General features: G+C 47.1%; 20 protein-coding genes. 17 read left to right on the top strand and 3 right to left on the bottom strand.

The features are described from left to right. Positions 1–15: 15 nt before the first annotated feature. From L21SP3_RS04755 to ruvB, 9 genes are all read left to right on the top strand, one after another. Positions 16–1,188 carry a LegC family aminotransferase gene (locus L21SP3_RS04755; RefSeq protein ID WP_077539641.1) on the top strand — a complete coding sequence of 391 codons (1,173 nt, stop codon included), beginning with the start codon at positions 16–18 and terminating at the stop codon, positions 1,186–1,188. A 77-nt stretch (positions 1,189–1,265) separates the two neighbouring features. Continuing rightward, positions 1,266–1,637, top strand: coding sequence for a GxxExxY protein (locus L21SP3_RS04750; protein WP_077539639.1), 372 nt, complete (start codon positions 1,266–1,268; stop codon positions 1,635–1,637). 100 nt (positions 1,638–1,737) lie between these two features. After that, positions 1,738–2,934 (top strand): polysaccharide biosynthesis protein, encoded by a 1,197-nt coding sequence (locus tag L21SP3_RS04745; RefSeq protein ID WP_077539637.1) that lies wholly within the window; start codon positions 1,738–1,740, stop codon positions 2,932–2,934. 7 nt (positions 2,935–2,941) lie between these two features. After that, positions 2,942–3,610, top strand: a complete 669-nt coding sequence (locus tag L21SP3_RS04740) for a sugar transferase (protein WP_077539635.1) — start codon at positions 2,942–2,944, stop codon at positions 3,608–3,610. Between the two features lie 2 nt (positions 3,611–3,612). After that, positions 3,613–4,539 carry an NAD-dependent epimerase/dehydratase family protein gene (locus L21SP3_RS04735; protein WP_077539633.1) on the top strand — a complete coding sequence of 309 codons (927 nt, stop codon included), beginning with the start codon at positions 3,613–3,615 and terminating at the stop codon, positions 4,537–4,539. A gap of 186 nt (positions 4,540–4,725) precedes the next feature. Beyond that, the gene (locus L21SP3_RS04730; RefSeq protein WP_077539631.1) at positions 4,726–6,495 is read left to right on the top strand and encodes a HEAT repeat domain-containing protein; all 1,770 of its coding nucleotides are present in this window, start codon (positions 4,726–4,728) and stop codon (positions 6,493–6,495) included. Positions 6,496–6,582: 87 nt separating this feature from the next. After that, entirely contained in the window at positions 6,583–6,837 is a 255-nt protein-coding gene (locus L21SP3_RS04725; protein WP_077539629.1) for an AtpZ/AtpI family protein, read from the top strand. 124 nt (positions 6,838–6,961) lie between these two features. Beyond that, positions 6,962–8,641 (top strand): arylsulfatase, encoded by a 1,680-nt coding sequence (locus L21SP3_RS04720; RefSeq protein ID WP_077539627.1) that lies wholly within the window; start codon positions 6,962–6,964, stop codon positions 8,639–8,641. Positions 8,642–8,798: 157 nt separating this feature from the next. Next, positions 8,799–9,827, top strand: coding sequence for a Holliday junction branch migration DNA helicase RuvB (gene ruvB / locus L21SP3_RS04715; RefSeq protein WP_077539625.1), 1,029 nt, complete (start codon positions 8,799–8,801; stop codon positions 9,825–9,827). A 33-nt stretch (positions 9,828–9,860) separates the two neighbouring features. On the opposite strand, the gene L21SP3_RS04710 is transcribed toward ruvB, so the two are convergent. From L21SP3_RS04710 to L21SP3_RS04700, 3 genes are read right to left on the bottom strand one after another with little or no spacing between them, the layout of a single operon-like run. Further along, positions 9,861–10,361, bottom strand: a complete 501-nt coding sequence (locus tag L21SP3_RS04710; RefSeq protein ID WP_077539623.1) for a hypothetical protein — start codon at positions 10,359–10,361, stop codon at positions 9,861–9,863. Further along, positions 10,358–10,954 carry an RNA polymerase sigma factor gene (locus tag L21SP3_RS04705; protein ID WP_077539621.1) on the bottom strand — a complete coding sequence of 199 codons (597 nt, stop codon included), beginning with the start codon at positions 10,952–10,954 and terminating at the stop codon, positions 10,358–10,360. Before L21SP3_RS04705 ends, L21SP3_RS04710 begins: the two co-directional genes overlap by 4 nt. A 15-nt stretch (positions 10,955–10,969) precedes the next feature. Then, entirely contained in the window at positions 10,970–11,911 is a 942-nt protein-coding gene (locus L21SP3_RS04700; RefSeq protein WP_077539619.1) for a hypothetical protein, read from the bottom strand. Between the two features lie 249 nt (positions 11,912–12,160). Between L21SP3_RS04700 and L21SP3_RS04695 the strand changes: the two genes are divergently transcribed. From L21SP3_RS04695 to L21SP3_RS04660, 8 genes are all read left to right on the top strand, one after another. Beyond that, positions 12,161–12,700, top strand: a complete 540-nt coding sequence (locus tag L21SP3_RS04695; protein ID WP_077539617.1) for a hypothetical protein — start codon at positions 12,161–12,163, stop codon at positions 12,698–12,700. Between the two features lie 86 nt (positions 12,701–12,786). Beyond that, the gene (locus L21SP3_RS04690) at positions 12,787–14,469 is read left to right on the top strand and encodes a GspE/PulE family protein (RefSeq protein WP_077539615.1); all 1,683 of its coding nucleotides are present in this window, start codon (positions 12,787–12,789) and stop codon (positions 14,467–14,469) included. Positions 14,470–14,480: 11 nt separating this feature from the next. Beyond that, complete coding sequence (locus tag L21SP3_RS04685) at positions 14,481–15,683, top strand: type II secretion system F family protein (RefSeq protein ID WP_077539613.1); 1,203 nt, start codon at positions 14,481–14,483, stop codon at positions 15,681–15,683. Positions 15,684–15,690: 7 nt separating this feature from the next. After that, a complete protein-coding gene (gene gspG / locus L21SP3_RS04680; protein ID WP_077539611.1) occupies positions 15,691–16,122 on the top strand; it encodes a type II secretion system major pseudopilin GspG in 432 nt (143 codons plus the stop codon). 2 nt (positions 16,123–16,124) lie between these two features. Continuing rightward, positions 16,125–16,622 carry a pilus assembly FimT family protein gene (locus L21SP3_RS04675; RefSeq protein ID WP_077539609.1) on the top strand — a complete coding sequence of 166 codons (498 nt, stop codon included), beginning with the start codon at positions 16,125–16,127 and terminating at the stop codon, positions 16,620–16,622. After that, positions 16,619–16,996 (top strand): type II secretion system protein, encoded by a 378-nt coding sequence (locus L21SP3_RS04670; RefSeq protein WP_077539607.1) that lies wholly within the window; start codon positions 16,619–16,621, stop codon positions 16,994–16,996. Before L21SP3_RS04675 ends, L21SP3_RS04670 begins: the two co-directional genes overlap by 4 nt. Before the next feature lie 5 nt (positions 16,997–17,001). Further along, a complete protein-coding gene (locus tag L21SP3_RS04665) occupies positions 17,002–17,745 on the top strand; it encodes a type II secretion system protein GspJ (RefSeq protein ID WP_077539605.1) in 744 nt (247 codons plus the stop codon). Further along, complete coding sequence (locus tag L21SP3_RS04660; RefSeq protein WP_161488099.1) at positions 17,666–19,063, top strand: helix-hairpin-helix domain-containing protein; 1,398 nt, start codon at positions 17,666–17,668, stop codon at positions 19,061–19,063. Before L21SP3_RS04665 ends, L21SP3_RS04660 begins: the two co-directional genes overlap by 80 nt. Positions 19,064–19,093 lie beyond the last annotated feature (30 nt).

Below are 19,093 nucleotides of genomic sequence, written 5' to 3'. Positions count from 1 at the left end.
ATATAGGGAATCCAAATGAATGATCTAATCCTTCTTTCCGCTCCATATTTTGCGGGGAATGAGAAGAAATACGTAAATGAGTGTATGGAGAGTGAGTGGGTTTCCACCTCCGGGCGTTTCGTATCGGAGCTTGAGGATTATCTGGCCGGATACGTATCTTCTGCCGGCGGGGCGTGTGCGTGCGTGAACGGCACGTCAGCCCTTCACATCTCCCTCTTGCTCAGCGGCGTTAAGCCGGGCGAGGAGATAATCGTACCCACGCTAACCTTCATCGCCCCGATAAACGTAGTTCGTTATCTTCACTGCGAGCCGGTATTCATAGATTGCGACAGCTATATGAATATGGATCCGGCAGGCCTGGCATCTTTCCTGAGCGAGGGGTGCGAACAGAAGGGAGGCCGGCTCTACAACAAAACCTCCGGCAGGCGGATTGCAGCTGTGGTTCCGGTACATATTTTCGGCTCGATCTGCCAGATGGAGCAGATTATGGATGCTGCGGCAGAACACAATCTGCCTGTAATCGAAGATGCCACAGAAGCCCTCGGCTCGAAGATAACATCCGGCAGATATGCAGGCAAATATGCAGGTACTATTGGCGATTTCGGCTGCTTTTCGTTCAACGGCAACAAAATCATTACCTGCGGCGGCGGAGGCATGATTGTTTCTGAGGATCCGGAGATGATCAGAAAGTCTAAATATCTTACCACTCAGGCCAAAGACGACCCGCTATATTATGTGCATAATGAAGTTGGCTACAACTACCGGCTCACCGCTGTTCAGGCGGCTATAGGGCTCGGCCAAATCGAGCAGATTGATAATTTTATCGCCCACAAAAAGGCGAGCTTTGAAAAATACAAACAGGCAGTAAGCGAAATTGACGGCCTGAGGCTGATAGAAATTCCCGATTACTGCGATTCGAACTACTGGTTCTATTCGCTGTTCATCGAAGACAGCTACCCGCTCAGCCGAGACGATTTGATACATAAATTCAAAGAAAACAATATTCAGGTGCGTCCGATCTGGAATCTTAACCACCACCAAAAGCCGTACAGAAGCTGCCAAGCCTATAATATTGAGAAAGCCGAATACTTCTTTGAGCATATTGTGAACTTGCCTTGCTCAAGCAACCTCAGAGATGAAGAGATACAGCGTGTGTGTTATGTGCTGGCCGGTAATGGCCAGAAGTAGCTGGGGAGGAAAGGCAGAGCCACTAATTATCACTAATAAGACACTAATTTTTTTTGATTTAGTTGAAAGTTAGTTTTATGTATGAACAAGAAGGTTATGATTTAATGGCTGCTGCTTTTGAAGTTTACAACACTTTAGGTTATGGGTTTTTGGAGGAGGTTTACCAAGATGCCCTTGAGGTAGAGCTTGAAAGACGCGGTATAGAATACCAAAGTCAGCCTTTATTAAACGTGTATTACAAGAACTTTAAATTAAATAAGTATTATCGCCCGGATTTATTTGTGTCTCAAGTTATTGTTGTTGAATTGAAAGCTATTCCAAGTATAACAAGCGTTGAAGAAGCTCAGTTATTAAATTATCTTAAGGCTACCGGCAAAGCTGTTGGTTATCTGATTAATTGGGGAAACAGTAATAAGCTTGAGTGGAAAAGATATGTTTATAACAGCTAATTGATAAGATTAATCTTATATAATAATTAGAGCAAATTAGTGCAGATTAGTGGCTAAAAAACATCTTTAAGATGCTCAGCGGCTCAGAAGGGAAATAATAATGAATCTAAAATATGAATATATTATTACAGGCAGGCGAAGTTCTTTCTTCGCACAAGATATAGAGGCGAATTCGGCAGAGCTTTTGAATGTTATCAAAGGCAGCCGTATAGCTGTGGTAGGGGCAGCGGGTTCTATAGGCTCCTGGGTGGTTAAAACGCTTCTGAGATTTGAGCCGGAGGCGATTTCTCTCGTTGACATAAGTGAAAATAATCTTGTAGAGCTGGTACGTGATTTAAGATCTTCCAAAAACGTAAAAGTTCCTAAAGACTTCAAGACCATGCCGATTGGTCTGGGCTCAATAGAATTCGACCGATATTTTGCTGAGACGGAGCGTTTTGATTTTTTCTTCAATCTAAGTGCGGTAAAGCATGTTCGATCGGAAAAGGATATTTACTGCCTTATGCGTATGCTTGATACGAACGTCCTGTCTCTGAATGATTTTTTGGAGCAAATGCCTTATAGATTCAGCAAGGCTTTCTCTGTATCATCAGATAAAGCGGCAAATCCTGCAAATATGATGGGTGCGAGCAAGATGGTAATGGAGCAGGTGCTGATGAAATATTCAGACCAGCAGCCTTTTTCAACTGCGAGATTTGCAAATGTAGCATTCTCAGACGGCAGCCTCCCGCACGGTTTCCATGAGAGACTCAACAAAATGCAGCCGCTTTCAGCCCCTAGAGATGTGAAGCGATATTTCATCTCCCATCAGGAGGCGGGCGAGCTTTGCGTACTTTCTGCTGCTTTAGGAAGCAACAGGGATGTTTTTTTCCCAAAGCTCTCTTCAGGCGAGGATGAGAAAACCTTTTCACAGATAGCAGTTGATCTCTTGCATGAGATGGGGCTTGAGCCGGTAGAATGCAGCAGCGAGGAGGAAGCTAAGGCAAAAGTTGAAGAGTTTGCCCCGCAGGGCAAGTGGCCATGTTATTTCTTTAACACTGATACAACGGGGGAGAAGGGCTATGAAGAGTTCTATACAGAGGCCGAAGATTTGGATACGGAGAGGTTTCAGAATGTGGGAGTTATAATGCGGGATAAATTTTCCGGTGAGGATGCCCTTGAAGAATTTCTCGATTTTGCAAGGGCAGCTAAAACAAATCCCAATATTACTAAAACAGATTATGTAAAAGCTATGATAAAAGCTGTTCCTACACTGAAGCATAGTGAAACAGGGAAAAATTTAGATCAGAAGATGTAGGCCGAGTATGTATAAATTCTTTAAAAGACCCATTGATTTTATTTTAGCACTTATCGCAACTGTAATTCTTCTTCCTTTGCTTTTGCCTCTGATGATAACCCTGCGATTAACCGGAGAGGGTGAAATTTTTTATCTTCAGCATCGGGTTGGTAAAGACGGCAGGCCTTTCGAGCTGCTCAAGTTTGCAACTATGCTCAAAAACAGCCCCAATATAGGTTCTGGCACTATAACTCTTCAGAACGACCCCCGCGTTCTTCCCTTCGGCAGATTTCTCAGGAAGACAAAGATAAACGAACTCCCTCAGATTTTTAATGTGCTTAAGGGCGATATTGCAATAGTTGGCCCAAGGCCGCAGACGCCGGAGTGCTTTGGGTATTTCCCTGAAGATCTAAAGCAGGAAATAATGAAGCTCCGCCCGGGCATTACGGGCATAGGGTCGGTGGTTTTCAGGGATGAAGAAGCCATTATAGGAGCATCTGATAAAGATTACAGCGAATGTTACAGCGAGATAATGGCACATAAAGCAGAGCTTGAAGTCTGGTATGCAAAAAATCTCAGTTTCCTGTTGGATATTAAGCTTATTATCGCAACTGCCCTTGTTATTCTTCATTCAAAGGCTGATGTGAGTAAGATGTTTAAGGGTATTCCTGATATGCCGGAAAGTATGAAGGTTTGATTATGAAAACTCTCATTACTGGCGGGGCGGGGTTTATAGGTTCACATATCGCTCGGCATTACAGCGGCAGGGCGGAGGTTGTGGTTTTGGATAATCTTCGTTCTGGCTTTGAGGAGAATCTGGCCGGCACAGGCGCACGGCTTATCTGCGGGTCCATCACCGACCGCAAGGCGGTTCGCGAGGCGGTTCGCGGCTGCGATTACGTATTCCATCTGGCCGCAATGATCAGCGTGCCTGAATCGATGCACAAGCCGCAGGAATGCGTAGAAACGAACGTGCAGGGGCTCTTGAACGTGCTCAGCGAGGCGAGCAAGGCCGGCGTAAAGCGGCTCTGCTTCAGCACATCCGCCGCAATCTACGGCGACAACCCAACCGTTCCGAAGCTCGAAACAATGCTCCCCGAGCCGAAAAGCCCATACGCCATCACCAAGCTCGACGGCGAATACTACTGCAATATGTTCAGCTCCGAGGGGCTGCTCAATACCGCCTGCCTTCGCTACTTCAACGTATTCGGCCCGCGGCAGGACCCCAAGAGTCAATATGCTGCTGCTGTGCCCATCTTTATCCACAAAGCCCTCCGCAATGAGCCGATCACAATCTTCGGCGACGGCGAACAAACCCGCGATTTCGTGTTCGTTCAGGACGTGGCATCAGCGAACGCCTTCTTCGCAGAGTCCGATGCGCCTGCAGGCGTTTACAACGTTGCTTACGGAGGCAAAACAACCATCAACGACCTTGCCAAGCGTATAATCAGCCTAACCGGCTCGAGCTCAGAGATCCAGTATGCCGAAGAACGGCCGGGCGATGTGCGGCACAGTATGGCCTCGATAGACAAGCTCAAAGCAGCCGGTTTTGAACCAAAATCTAATTTTGATGAAGGTTTAATGCAGACTATTGAATATTTTAAGGAAGTTTTGGGGAGTAAGTAGCGAGTGGCGAGTGGCAAGTGGCGAGTGGCAGGTTTTAAGTTTGTTTAGTTGAGCGAGGTGATGAATTTGGAAATTGGCGGGGCGGGGAATTTGTTTTTAATTGACACCTCGTTTAGACAAATTATAATCCTCTAAGAGTAATTATTCGTTTTTAAAGTACGGCGAACACCTTTATGGAGACAATAGATGTCTATTAAAATCAGTAAGATTTGGCTGCTGGCGGCAATGCTCTCTTGTACATCGCTGCTCAGCGCTGCTGCTATGGAAGAAAACTGGAACGACTTCCTGCACTACACGGCAATCGGCAGATATGAGCTTGCAAAGAGCAAGGCCGAGGCGCTAATCGAAAGCGACCCGGATCCGGTAAAGATGCTTGAGCTCAGTCAGGAAAATCCCCGCGGGTATTCAATCCTGCTCAGGGTTTACAACAGCAATGAACAGCTCAAAGACGCTGCCTCCTCAATAATCGACATTATCGAAGAAGGGCGTTACATAAAAAGAACCGATCCGGAAATAATCCGGCGTGAGATAAAGCGTCTCAGCAGCACAATACGCGGCAGGATCAAGGCTGAGAAACGCCTTCGCAACTCCGGCGAGTTTGCCGTTCCGTATTTGCTCAATGCTATAGCGGATGAGTCCCGCAAGGATGAGATGCCCTATATCACAGCAGCCCTCGGCAAGATGGGCAGAGATGCGGTTAGGCCGCTTTGCGCTGCTTTGCAGATGAAGGATGTGGCGGTGAAGTCTGAGGCGGTTCGTGCTCTTGGGAGCATCGGCTATTCAGAGGCGCTTCCACATTTGAAGCTTGTTTGGGAAACCGCTGAAACAGAAGATATTAAAAAGCTTGCTGAGAAGAACATACAAAAAATTAAGGGTTCTGCTCTCAAGGTTTCTTCATCTGACCTGTTTTTCACACTTGCAGAAGACTACTACTACCACAAAGATTCCCTCAAGCCGAATACCGAATTCGATTTTGCGAATGTATGGTTCTGGGACAATACTCAAAAGAGGCTTACTCGTGAAAAGGTAGAGCGAGGGTATTTCTTCGAGCTTATGTGCATGCGCAGCTGTGAGTGGTCTTTGAAGGCAGATCCCGAAACAGGCGAGGCTATTGCCCTCTGGCTCGACGGCTTCTTCAAAGCCCAGCAGACTGGTATTGAGATGCCGGAGTATTTCGGGCAGGGGCATGCAGATGCTATGACATACGCTGTAACAGCGGGGCCGGAATACCTCCATCAGGCTCTTGCGAGAGCTATCAAAGACAAGAACGATTATATTACGCTGAATCTGGTTGAGGCTCTTGCGGCAAGCTCAGGCGAGGCTTCTCTGCTCGAGAGCTTCGGAACGAGCCAGCCGCTTGTGGATGCACTGGAATACGATAATAACGCAGTGCAGCTCAGCGCAGCTATAGCTCTCGGCGGGGCGAACCCAACTAAGGATTTCGTTGGCAGCTCGCTGATAATAGAGAGGCTCAGCACTGCGATTATGCAGGAAAATGCAGATAAGTTCGGCGAAGATAAGGCCGCAGAATATGCAGACAGGGCATTTGATGTGCTCGATAAGCTCTGCTCTGCGAGGAACAGAATTGTGAAAGTATCGAAGGCTCAGAAGACGCTGATAAGGGTTATCCGTTCAGACAGCGATAAATACCGCATAGAAGCTGCTGAGGTGCTTGCATTTCTCAAAACAGCAGAGGCTCAGAAGGCGATTGCGAATGTTGCCTTGAGCGAAGACTTTGATAAATCTGTGAGGATGAGCGTTTTCGATTCTCTGATCCACTCAGCCAAGCTTCACGGCAGCAAGCTGACCGACGAACAGATAGACAAGCTCTATTCAATGACAGCTTCAAGGGCAATAGATTCTGAGCTCAGAGAGTCTGCGGCGAGCGCTTACGGTTCGCTGAACCTACCGAGCGAGAAGGTTAAAACTCTCATACTCGATCAGGCCAGAAGCTGAGCTAAACCAGAATTACAGGAATTTGAAGCAGTGCATCTGCCGGCTGGTAAGGCTTAGGCGGTGCACTGTTTTTCATTTGGATGATTTATGAAAGAAGAAAAGGACAAAAACAGCGACAGTCAGGGCGATTACTACCGCTGGGTAACTGTGGGCATAGAGTATGCAGTTCTGATGATGTTAGGTGCATTTCTCGGTTCACTTCTTGATAGAATCCAAAATACTGAACCGGGCTTTATAATTATTGGCGCACTTGCCGGCTTTGCCCTTCAGCTTTATATTGTCCTCAAACGCGGCAGAGAAGATGACGATGATTCCGGCGGCGATTCTGAAAATAAGCCCTGATTTAACGGAAAATCCGAAACAATCCTGTATTTTTTGTAAAAATCTTCCTCAAACTGCTATTTTGATATAAGGCCGCTTTTTTGGGCGGGTTTACGAAACAAGATTTAGACTTTTCGGAGGATATATGAATCGCAGGAAATTTTTGCAGAAGGCCGGTTTTGCAGCAGCGGCTGCTCCTTTTGCCGGGTATATTAATTCTTTCGGCGCTAATTCTGCAAACATATCAGGGGCGGATCAGGCCGTCAAAAGGCCGAATATTCTTTTGGTATTGTTTGACGATCTTGGCTACAGCGACCTTGGCTGCTACGGTGGTGAAGTTCCAACGCCAAATATCGACAAGCTTGCAGATGGCGGGCTTCGCTATACGCATATGACCAATTCCGCACGATGCTGCCCATCGAGGGCGAGCCTGCTCACAGGGCTGCACCCGGGACAGACAGGCATACCGAATTTCGGCGGCTCACTCGTTGACAGCTGCGTAACGCTCGGTGAGGCTCTCGGGAAGAACGGCTATCAGACCTATCACGTTGGCAAATGGCACGTTGGAGCAAAGGAAGGCACACGCCCGACAGACCGCGGCTTTGATGAATTTTACGGCTATTACAGAGGCTACGCTCAGGACCAGTGGGAACCGGACAGATATCACCGCCTTCCGGAAGGACGCAAGCCGGAAATTACTTACGATAAAGAGAATTTCTACGCTACTGACGCCTTCAACGACTATACACTCGAATTTCTCGATCAGGCCAAGAAAAAGGACAAGCCTTGGTTTATGTATCTCGCTCATTCCTCGCCTCATTTTCCAGTACAGGCTCCTTATGAGTCTGTAAAGCCGCTGCTTGATACATACCGCAAGGGCTGGGATAAGCTTAGGAAGAAGAGATTCGAAAGGCAGAAGGATGTAGGGCTGTTTAATCACGAAGGCTGGAAGCTCACAGACCGCTCGCTTGTGCCGGTTGAAAATAACAACAAGATCGCAAACGGCTATTCGGGAGAGCCGAACCCGTCTTGGGACTCGCTGCCTGAAGACCGCCGGGAAGACCTTGCCCACAGGATGGCTGTATATGCTGCTATGGTTAAGCACGTTGACGACGGAATCGGTAAGATTGTTGAGAAGCTTAAAGCTCAGGGCGAGTATGAGAATACTGTAATAATGATCCTCTCTGACAACGGCGCCTGCTATGAATGGGGTCCTTTCGGCTTCGACGGCCGCTCACGTGCTGGTATAACAAAGCTCCATAAGGGCGAGGAGCTCAAGAAAATGGGCGGGCCTGGAACTCACCACGCATACGGCTCTGCCTGGGCGAATATGTGCAACACTCCCTTCAGGCTCTACAAGCATTTCACGCATCAGGGCGGAATTGTAACGCCGTTTATCGTTCACTGGCCTGCCGGGCTGAATTCAACAGACCGCTGGGTTCGTGATTACACGCATATTATTGACGTTATGCCCACTCTGCTCGATGTGGCCAAGGCGAAGTATCCAAGGGTTTATAACGGCAGCCGGATTCAGCCGATGGAGGGCGTGAGCCTTACGAAAACCTTCGAGCCCGGCGGAAAGCTTGAGCCGCGTACGCTCTGCTACAACCATCAGAAGGCCAGAGCAATAATTAAGGGCAAGTGGAAGATGGTTTGGGGCAAACGATTCCCTGAGCCGATAGAATGGGAGCTTTATGATATTGAGAAAGACCCCTGCGAAACTGAAGACGTGGCGGATAAGCATCCCGAGCTTGTGAAAACGCTTTCAAATGAGTGGCAAAGATGGAAAGTGCGAACGAAGGCTCAGTCCAGAGGCAATAAATAACGAAGTACAAACAAATCTCGGGTTTGCCTCAGACCCGAGATTTTTTATGCGCCGATTTCCTTGCGAAACGCTTTGAAATAATACCTCTGGGAGTTATAATTATCAGCACGCCGATTATGCGGCAATTAAAGAGAGAAACAATTTTGTCAGGAATCAGATGGCTATAGAGAGAGTTTTAAGCGCAGAAGAGAAAAATCCCGCAGAAAACAGCTTTAATGCTGCCCTTCGCCCTCAGAGTCTTTCAGAGTGCATCGGGCAGGAGAATGTGCGTGAGAAGCTTCGGATTGCTGTAGAGGCGGCAAATAAGAGAGATGAACCGCTTGAGCATATACTGTTTTACGGGCCTCCCGGGCTCGGCAAAACCACTTTCGCCAACATTATAGCCCGAGAGATGAATGCGGCCATACGCGTTACTTCAGGGCCCGCTCTTGCCAAGCAGGGCGATATAATGGGGCTTCTGAGCAATGTAAATACCGGCGATATCGTGTTTATAGACGAGATACACCGCCTAAATTCTGCTGTGGAGGAGTTTATTTATCCTGCGATGGAAGATTTCAAGGTGGATTTCACGGTTGACAGCGGCCTGCACGCCAAAACGATAAACTTTCCGCTCAAACGCTTTACCCTAATCGGGGCTACAACTCGGGCAGGGCTTTTGAGTTCCCCGCTTAGAAGCCGATTTGGTATGCTGTACCATTTGGAGTACTACAAGGTTGAAGAGCTTGCTGAGATTGTAAGCCGGTCTGCGGATATGCTCGGGCTCAAGGGCTCAGATGAGGCTATCAGGCTCATAGCTGCCAGGAGCAGGCGAACTCCGAGGATAGCAAACCGGCTCTTGAAACGAGTTCGTGATTATGCTCAGGTTAAGGGCACGGGCGAGCTGACCACTGAAATCGTTAATAAATCGCTTGAAATGGAGCGTATAGACTCCTGCGGATTAGACCGCTTGGACAGAAGCTTTCTCAGATCGCTTATCTCAGTTTACGGCGGAGGACCCGCCGGTATTGAGGCGCTCGCTGCTACTCTGGGCGAGGAAAGGGACACGCTGGAGGATGTTGTTGAGCCGTATCTCTTGCAGGAAGGGTTTCTCAGAAGAACGAAGCGGGGCAGAGAGGCAACCCCTTTTGCCTATTCTCATTTGGGCATATCTCCTCAAGCTCCAAACAACCAGCCGCTCTTCGAATAGCTGCGGTAAGTAGGTTTTATTAAAATAGGCTTTTTAGGTTTCTGAATCTGTGCTGCTGTTAGATTGATTTACTCCTTGGGGCATACAGCTTTGAAGGAAATCTATCCCGCTTCTAATGTCTTTTTCAATATTCTCAACTTCCCTTTCAAGCATTGTCTCCGGAGCAAAATTATTTATCTCGGGAAGTGCTGTGCTGAAATTCATCTGCTCTGTTTCACTGTAAGAGTTAGCGGACTTCTTTGGACTGTTAGAGTTAGAATAAATTAAAAAGACCCCGGCCAGCAGTAAAATCCCTGCCGCTGCAGAGGATGCTAATATTAGCCTTAAATAGCTCTTGCCGGCAGATTCTCTGCTTTTTATTCTGTCAATTTCATCCAGCTTTCCTGACACTTTTTGATAAACCTTTTCTTTATTGTTTTCAGAAACATCAAGAACGCTGCTTTTCATTATCTCATCAAACTCTTTGGAATTGAGCCTTCTGGGATTGTTAAGATTTTCATAGGTTTTCATAAAGCTGAAAAGCTTAATTTTCATAATTTTGCCCTTTCAAAGCTCATCCCTTCATCTGATCTAAAAAAACTGTTTTGCCTGTTCTCACGCTCAAGATACAGCTTTTTAGCCATTTTCTTTCGAGACCGGTAAAGCATAACTCTTGCAGCTGCGTTTGTTTTGCCGATCACCTTGGCTATCTGAGATATGCTCATCTCCTGCTTGTATTTGAGCCATAAAACTGTAAAGCTTTCTTGTCCGAGCTTTCTGGCTATTTCCCATACCCATCCGAAGTCTTCATCATTTTCTTCGATAATTTCCAAATTCTGCTGAGATTCTTCGTTCAGCAGAGCCGGCCTCATTTTTCTCGCATTCGAAACAAGAGTTCTGTATGCAATTGTGAATATCCAAGTCTTAAAGCTGCTTTTGCAGTTAAAATTTTCTATATTTTTGTAGGCCTTCATCATCGTTTCCTGCACAATATCCTCGGCATCGTGATAATTATTTGTTTTCGATGAAGCGAATATAAGCAGCTGTCCGGTAAATCTGGCTGCAAGCTCATCGAAAGCTGCCCGGTTGCCGTTAGAGGCGAACCGGGCAAGTGTGCTGTCGCCAAAGTTTTTTAGGTTATTGTGCATTTATAAAAAAAGAATTTACTTTTCAGAGTCCTTGGATTTTTCTCTTTCTGCGTGTTTTTTGATGGCTTTATAAACCTTCTCAGAGGGGATCTCAACGCTCATAAAGAGCTGGTTTTTATCCTGCTTGAGTGTGGTATTTTCGAGAATGGACAGTGTTTCATCGTTGTTCTTGCTTTTCAGCATTAAGAACGCCTTAATTCCAGAGATCATCTTCTCAACCTGCTCTGCGGATTCCTCGTCCTTCGCTGTAAGGTCTATATCGATGTAGGTTTTTCCGCTTTTCTCACCGCTGACCACTGCGAGCATACTGGAGTTGTTGAAAATAGCATTGTTCTTGCCGAATTTTTTAAGATTGCTGATTTGGGTTACTCCGATTATCATAAATGCATCATCGTTTGCTGCTTCAAGCAGAGAGCTTAATGAATAAGAGCTGTCCGATTTTAGGCTCTCCTGATCTCCAGCCTTCATATCGATAAATTTCTTTAGAGCCTTTTTGTTTTCTGAAACAACAACTTGCTGCGGGTCTGCAAAAATTCCGGATTTCAGCCTGTTGTCTTTGGGGTCTCTCCACTGATGAATTATCTCGCTTCTGTAAAGCTCCTGGGCATACTCTTCGTTTTCTTTGAGCCCGGAAATCACATGAGGCTTGTCGAATTCTCCATAAACCATTAAAACGCCGTTCTGCTTTTTGGCGTCTGGGCCGTAAAGAGTTATCCCGTGTGTCTGTTCGAGAACATCATAGCCGAGAAAATCAGAGAGCCATTGAATATCTTCCATTTTGTCTGCAGGTATGTCGTCTTTAGCAAGATCCCAGTATTTGGTTTCGCTGAATTGATCTGAATTCCAGTGAAAAACCCATTTGGAATCCGAGGGGATGTGATTCATTTTCAGATTTGCTGCTGCGGCAGCTGAGCAGATAAACGCAATCAGTATAATAGGGGTTAATATTTTTTTCATTTTAATTCCCTTTCGGTAAGTTATTATTAGTTAAATTTAGTACCGTCTTTCCGGAAGTCGACTTCACCCTCTATTACGCTTGTAGAGGCTTAAATGTAACAAAAAAATAAAAAATTAGAAGAGTCTTGAAAAAAAATGATATTATTATTAGCTTTTGAAATATGCTGTGCTTTTGAAACGTCTAATAATTCAACAAATTTATTATGAATACAATCCGTAAATATAATTTTAGTTAAAAAGGACTGAAAAATGAGAAACAAATTGCTTTTTACAATGCTGCTTTTTGCAGTTTTATCCGGCGGGCTGTTAGCTGCTGAAGGAGACCGTGAAAACAGAGGCAGGGCAAGGCCGGACAGAGACAGAAGACCCAGACGTGATATGGACGAGATGCGCAAGATGGTGCAGCAGCGTATTATGACTGCAATCCAAGACAGACTCTCTGTGAGCGATGATGAATGGGCTGTTGTAAAGCCGCGTGTTGAAACGGTGATGGAGCTCAAGCAGAAAGATGAATTTGGGGCAAACAGAGGGATGGTCAATGTTTTCAGAAGAAGAGGCCCTGAAAGAAACGCTGAAGACCTTGAGGGTTCAAGAAAAGAGGCCGCAGAGCTTGAAGCTGCTCTTGAAAAAGAAGAACCTGATATTGATGAAATCAAAAAAGAGCTCAGCGAGCTGCGTGCTGCAAGGGCAAAGGAGCAGCAGAAGCTTCTTGAGGCGCAGAAAAAGCTCAAAGAGATTCTCACCGTAGTCCAGGAGGCTCAGATGGTGTCTATGGGGCTTCTCAAGTAGTTCTGCAAGCTGAATTGTCAATCGGCCGTAATGATTTCCGGCCGGTACTTAAATAATATATAAACATTTTTCCGGATTGATTGCCAATGAGTTTTTTGTCGCAGAAATTGCAGGAAAAGAGCCTGATAAGTGCATCTCAGGCTCTTGCTGTTGATGAATCCATATCCAAAAACAACAGCCTTATGGAGGCTGTGAGCTCGAATACGGATTTGGACGAGCCGAGTCTTCTCGAATCGCTGGCCGAGATTATCGGCTGTGAATACTTGAGCTCGCTTGAAAGCTTCCTGCCTTCCCGAGATATGCTTGCCAAATTTCCTGCAAGGCTGCTTCTTGAACACTGCATTGCTCCTGTAGAGATTGACGGGAGGCTGCATATTGCCGTGAGCGACCCATTCAGCAGCAGGGGGATCGATCAGCTTCGCATCTCAACCGGGCTGGACTGCCCGATTGCCCTTTGCTGCAGGTCTGATATAGACCGCTTCATCAAAACTCATCTCGGCCTCGGGGCAGATACAATCCAGACTATGGTGGATGAGGCTGAGACCAGCGGGCTTAAGATACTCAGCGAAATCGAGCAGCAGGATATTGATCTTGAAGACGAGGCTGAAGGGGCATCGATTATCCGCTTTGTGAATCAGCTGCTCACAGAAGCCATAGAGAAAAGGGCAACAGATGTGCACATCGAGCCGTTTGAGGATGAGCTGCGTGTGAGATACCGCGTGGATGGGGTTCTTCAGGGGGCATCGGTGCCTCCTGAGGTAAAGCAGTTTCAGGCGGCGATTGTTTCCCGCATAAAAATTCTCAGCAATCTGGATATTGCTGAAAAGCGAATCCCTCAGGACGGCAGGATAAAGGTTCTGCTTTCAGGCAAAGAGGTGGATATCCGTGTTTCGATTATCCCGATGCTTTACGGGGAGGCGGTGGTTTTGAGGCTTCTGGACTGCTCATCAATGCTGCTTGGGCTTGAGAATATCGGGATGAATGCCCAAGACAGGGACATCTTTTCAGATGTAATCACAAAGCCGCACGGGATTATCCTCGTTACCGGCCCTACCGGCAGCGGAAAAACTACAACTCTCTACGCCGCTCTTTCAAAGATAAACGATCTGGAACGGAAGATTATAACAATAGAAGACCCGATCGAGTATCAGCTTTACGGCGTGAATCAGATACAGGTTTCCAATAAGCGAGGGCTTACCTTTGCAGCGGGTTTGCGTTCAATCCTGCGACACGACCCCGATGTGATTCTCGTGGGTGAAATACGAGACCTTGAGACAGCGAGAATCGCAGTTCAGGCATCTCTCACAGGCCACCTTGTATTCAGCACGCTCCATACAAACGATTCTTCCGGAGCCCTTACAAGGCTCGTGGATATGGGCGTTGAGCCGTATCTTGTGGCCTCTTCGCTGGAGGCCGTGCTTGCCCAAAGGCTTCTCAGGAAGATATGCCCATACTGCAAACAGGAAATAGATGCGAATGAAACGCAGAATTTGAGGGATAAATACGGAATCATCATCCCCGAAACGCTCTACCGCGGGGCAGGATGCAGAAACTGCCAGGGCACAGGCTACAGAGGCAGGGCGGGGATTTTCGAGCAGCTTGTTGTGAGCGATGATATACGGGCTCTTCTGATGGAAAACGCCTCTGTTACAGACATAAAGGCTCAGGCGAAAAAAGAAGGTATGAGAAGCTTGAGAGAAGACGTGCAGAGGTATCTCGATGCCGGCGAGACGACTGTAGAAGAAATGCTTCGTGTAACGAAGGTGTGAGAGGGGAAATTATGCCTTTATTTGAATACAAAGCTTTTGACAGCTCAGGTGCTGCGGTATCCGGCAGGCTCGAGGCTGCAGGACGCAAAGCTGCCTTGGACAGCCTTGCTGCAAAGGGGCTTATGCCCTCTGAAATCCAGCAGAACGACAAACAGCCTGCTTCTCCGGGCAGGGCGAGAGTTTCGAGAAATGATATCGAAACATATACAAGGGAGCTGGGCAGCCTGCTCACTTCCGGTATGCCGCTGAGCAGGGCGGTGAAGGTGCTGGAGAATGAATCGGACAAGCCTGCGAGCAAAAATCTCTGGAAGGATGTTTCCGAGAATATCTCAAACGGAGCGAGCCTTGCTGATGCTCTCAGCAGGTGGCCGAAATATTTCCCCCCTGTGTATTCAGCGATGGTTCGAGCGGGCGAGATGGGCGGATTCCTGGACCTTGTGCTAAATCAGATTGCAGATTTCCGTTCAAGCGAGAATGAGCTCAGAAGCAGGGTTCAGTCTGCAATGATTTATCCGATAATTTTGAGCGTATTCTGCTTTGCAATAATAGTGTTTCTAATGCTGTTTTTTATACCGCGTTTTTCTTCGATCTTCATGGAATTCGGGGGCGAACTGCCCGGGCTGACAAAATCGATTGTGGCGGTAAGCGGATTCATCATGAGCTACTGGTACATAATAATTTTTGCTGTTTTTGGAGGTGTTGTGTTTTTCAAAAACTATATCTCCACGCCGCAGGGAAGAGCGCGTTATGAGAAAACGCTTCTTTCAATACCGATTGCGGGAGCTATTACAGCAAAATTCGCTTTCGTGCGTTTCACAAGAATGCTCGGGACTCTGATAGGTGCGGGCGTTCCGCTTGTGGATTCTCTGAAGGTTGCAAGGGAAGCGATAGGCAACCACGTGCTCTCAAGAGCCGTCAGCGATGCGGTTGAAGATGTTCAGAAAGGCAGCTCGCTTTCGGGGAGTTTGAGAAGATGCCCGGAGCTTTTTTCCGGAGCCAATATTGAAATGATTTCTATTGCAGAAGAAAGCTCCCGCCTTGACAGCGAGCTTCAGCGTCTTGCGGAGGTGAACGAAAAACAGCTCGACAGAAAGCTGAAAACAGCAGTTTCTGTATGCGAGCCTCTGATGCTTTTTATTATGGCTTCTATCGTTGGAACAATTGTGGTGGGGATGCTTCTTCCTATATTCAATTTACAGGAACTTATACATTGAGGGAAAAATGAAAGAAAACAAAAGAAAAGGATTCACTCTCATAGAGCTTCTGCTTGCCGTTGTTATACTTGCGGTTCTTGCAGCTGTGGTAGTCCCGAAGTTTACCGGCCGGAGCGAAGAGGCAAGGATAAGCGCTTCTAAAACAGATATATCAAATATCGAGCTGGCTCTTGATACCTATGAGATAGACATGGGCGATTATCCCTCGGATTCCGAGGGGCTTGAGGCGCTTGTGGATGAACCTTCCGGCGAAGATGAAGAGAAGTGGAAAGGCCCTTATCTCAAACGCGGCGTTCCGGAAGACCCGTGGGGCAATGAATACAGCTATCAGTTTCCGGGCAGGCACAATGAATACGGCTACGACCTCTATTCAAACGGGCCTGATGAGAGAGGCGGAACAGACGATGATATTGTCAACTGGGACAAGGACGAGGATTAGCAATGCCGGCGGTGAGAGTAAAAGCCTTCACGCTTATTGAGCTTATCCTTGTGATGGTGATCATCTGTACGATGCTTGCCATTGCTGCGCCTTCGCTCAGAGGCTTTTTCTCCTCGAGGCAGCTCGGCGAGTTAGCCGATATGTTTCTGGTATCCGCAAGATACGCCCGTCTTCAGGCTGTATCCGAAAGCCGGCCGTACAGTTTTGTGGTTGATGAATCTGAAAAGAGCTACTGGGTAGCACAGAAGCCCGGCCGGGAGGATGAGCATATAAGGGAGAGTATGTGCGTGCCGCAAGATATACCCAGCGAGGTTGAGATCACTTTCGCCGGCTTCGAGCAGGAAGGGAATGCCCATTATCTCACGTTTGATTCGCTTGGAGAATGCAAAGACTCCAGCGTCCTGCTTGAAGATTCAAGAGGCAGCCGCTTCCTTGTGCAGTTCAGAGGCTCGGGCAGGAAATTTACACGCATAGAGCTTGAGAATTCGCGGAGGAAATGATGCAGGCCTGCCGGAAAGCCTTTACTCTGATTGAAGTTCTTGCAGCAGTGGTGCTTGTTGGGATCATACTTCCCGTTGCTGTATCGGGGATTTCAATGGCAGTTCGGGTGGGTTCAAATTCCGCAAAAATTCAGCGAGCGGCAATCCTTGCAGAGGATAAGCTCGCAGAGATAAGGCTGGAAAAGCTTTGGACAAAAAGCGAGCAGACCGGGGATTTTGAAGAAGAAGGATTTGATGATTATAAGTGGATTATGACTGCTCAGGACTGGACAGACCCTTCACTTCTCGAGGTGGATATCACAGTTTACTGGAGCGGCGATATTGAGCGAGACAGCATCAGGCTTACTACGCTCGTGCAGCAGGAAACGGACTAAAGCAGATGATTTGCGCAGGTTCAAACACAAAAACTGCTTTTACGCTTATAGAGCTTGTAATGGCGATGGCTCTTATAAATATCATTGCGCTGAGTCTTTATTCGTCTTTGCGTATTGCTTTCGATGCAAAAGATTCAGCAGAAGCAGCTCTTGAGCCGTACAGAACAATTGTTCCTGTGTTTGAATCCATAAGACGTGATATTACATGTGTTTCCTCGCCGGAGGGCATACTTTTCGGAGAGTTTTTGGGCGAATCAAACGAAGAAGGCGATTATCCCTCTGATCAGCTTTCCTTCTATTCAGCGGGCTTCAGCGGCTCAGCAGACAGCCAAACCTGCAATGTTGCAGAGATAACCTATGCCCTTGCATACGGCGAGGATGAAGTTCCAATGCCTGCTCAGGTTAATATTGAAGGCAAGAAGGAGAATCTGCTTGTTAGGTACGTGCGGTACAACCCGCTTTCAGAAGACGGCCAGCAGCTCAATGAGGATATACTGTTTGCAGGTGTCAGATCGCTTGAGATTGAATATTACTATCAGAGCCAGTGGCTTGAGGAATGGAGCTCTTCTAACAGGGATAATGCCGTTCCCGAGGCGGTTCGTTTCAGCATAGGTTTATACGATACCGAAGATGACAAGCAAATGCATTCCCAAGACCAAGAGAATCAGGATGAAAGCGTTTACAGTAAAACATTTCTACTTCGCTGCAGTGAACCGGCAGAAGGGCAGAGCGATGTCAGTAAACGTTAGGCTGAAAAACAACAGAAAGGCTACTGTGCTTATAGTAACGATTTGGGTTACTCTGCTCCTTGCGGGGCTGGTGATTATTATGGGCAGATCATTGCGCGTGGATGCTTTGTTCGCTGCGGGGAGTCTTTCAACGGTTAAATGCGAGGCAGCGGCAGAAGGGGCAGTCGATTATTGTCTAAGCCGCATCAGCAGTGAGCAGGAGTCTTCTGTGGAGTATGAGCAAACGCCGTTTGAGGCTATGAGAGTGGGGGATTGTTACTTCTGGGCAATTAAGCCTGATCTCTCTGATGAAGACAATCTTACCTGCGGCCTTATCGATGAGGCGGGGAAAGTTAATCTCAATACTGCATCCTACGATATGCTCACAAAGCTTCCCGGAATGACAAGCGAGCTTGCGTATTCAATAATAGACTGGCGCGACGGCGATCAGGAGGTAAGCCCGGGCGGTGCAGAAAGCGAGTATTACCTTCTGCTGGACGAGCCTTATTCTGCCAAGGATGATGATTTCGAAACAGTTGAGGAGGTGCTTTTGGTAAAAGGCGCAGATAGGGAGATTCTTTTCGGCGAGGATACAAACAGAAACGGCATGCTCGATGAAAATGAAAACGACGGAACAGCCTCACAGCCTCCAGACGATGCAGACGGAAAGCTGGATCCGGGCTTTTATAATTATGTAACAGTTTGCAGCAGTCAGCCCAATGAGTCCGCCGAAGGCGGAGAGCTGATAAATGTTAATGATCAGTCAAACAATATGAAAATATTTAATCTGCTAAAGCAGAGCGAAGGAGAGGAGAGGGCTTATGAGATCCTTGCAGGAATTCAGACTCAGCAGAGATTTGATAATATTATAGATTTCTACTATACAAGCGGGATGACACTCGAGGAATTTGAAAAGATAGGGACAAATCTTACCACAAGCGATGACGATATTATTAAGGGGCTTATAAATGTGAATTCTGCTCCTTACGAGGTGCTTCTTTGCCTGCCCGGGCTTGAGGAGTCTGAAGTGGATGATTTGGTTGAATACAGGGCAGAGAATCCTCCGGAAGAGGGCGGCATTATATGGGTTACACAAGTGCTTGAGGAGGATAAGGCCGTGGAGATAGGCAGCTTTATAACGGGCAGATCGTTTCAGTATTCCGCTGACATTGTCGCTGCTTCATCAGACGGCAGGGCTTTTACCAGATATTTCGTTATTATCGATACGGCCTCCGATCGGGGCACGCAGGTAATTTACAGGCAGGCATTAAAACATCTGGGCTGGCCTCTGGACGAGCAGATGCTCCAAGCTCTTAAGAATGGTAAGCAGCTGGATTAAAATGCTGAAAGCTTTAATTTAGGCGAATAG

Source organism: Sedimentisphaera cyanobacteriorum (assembly GCF_001997385.1).
Taxonomy (GTDB): domain Bacteria; phylum Planctomycetota; class Phycisphaerae; order Sedimentisphaerales; family Sedimentisphaeraceae; genus Sedimentisphaera; species Sedimentisphaera cyanobacteriorum.
The sequence above is the reverse complement of the archived record's forward strand: the minus strand, read 5'-3'. Positions and strand labels throughout refer to the sequence as shown.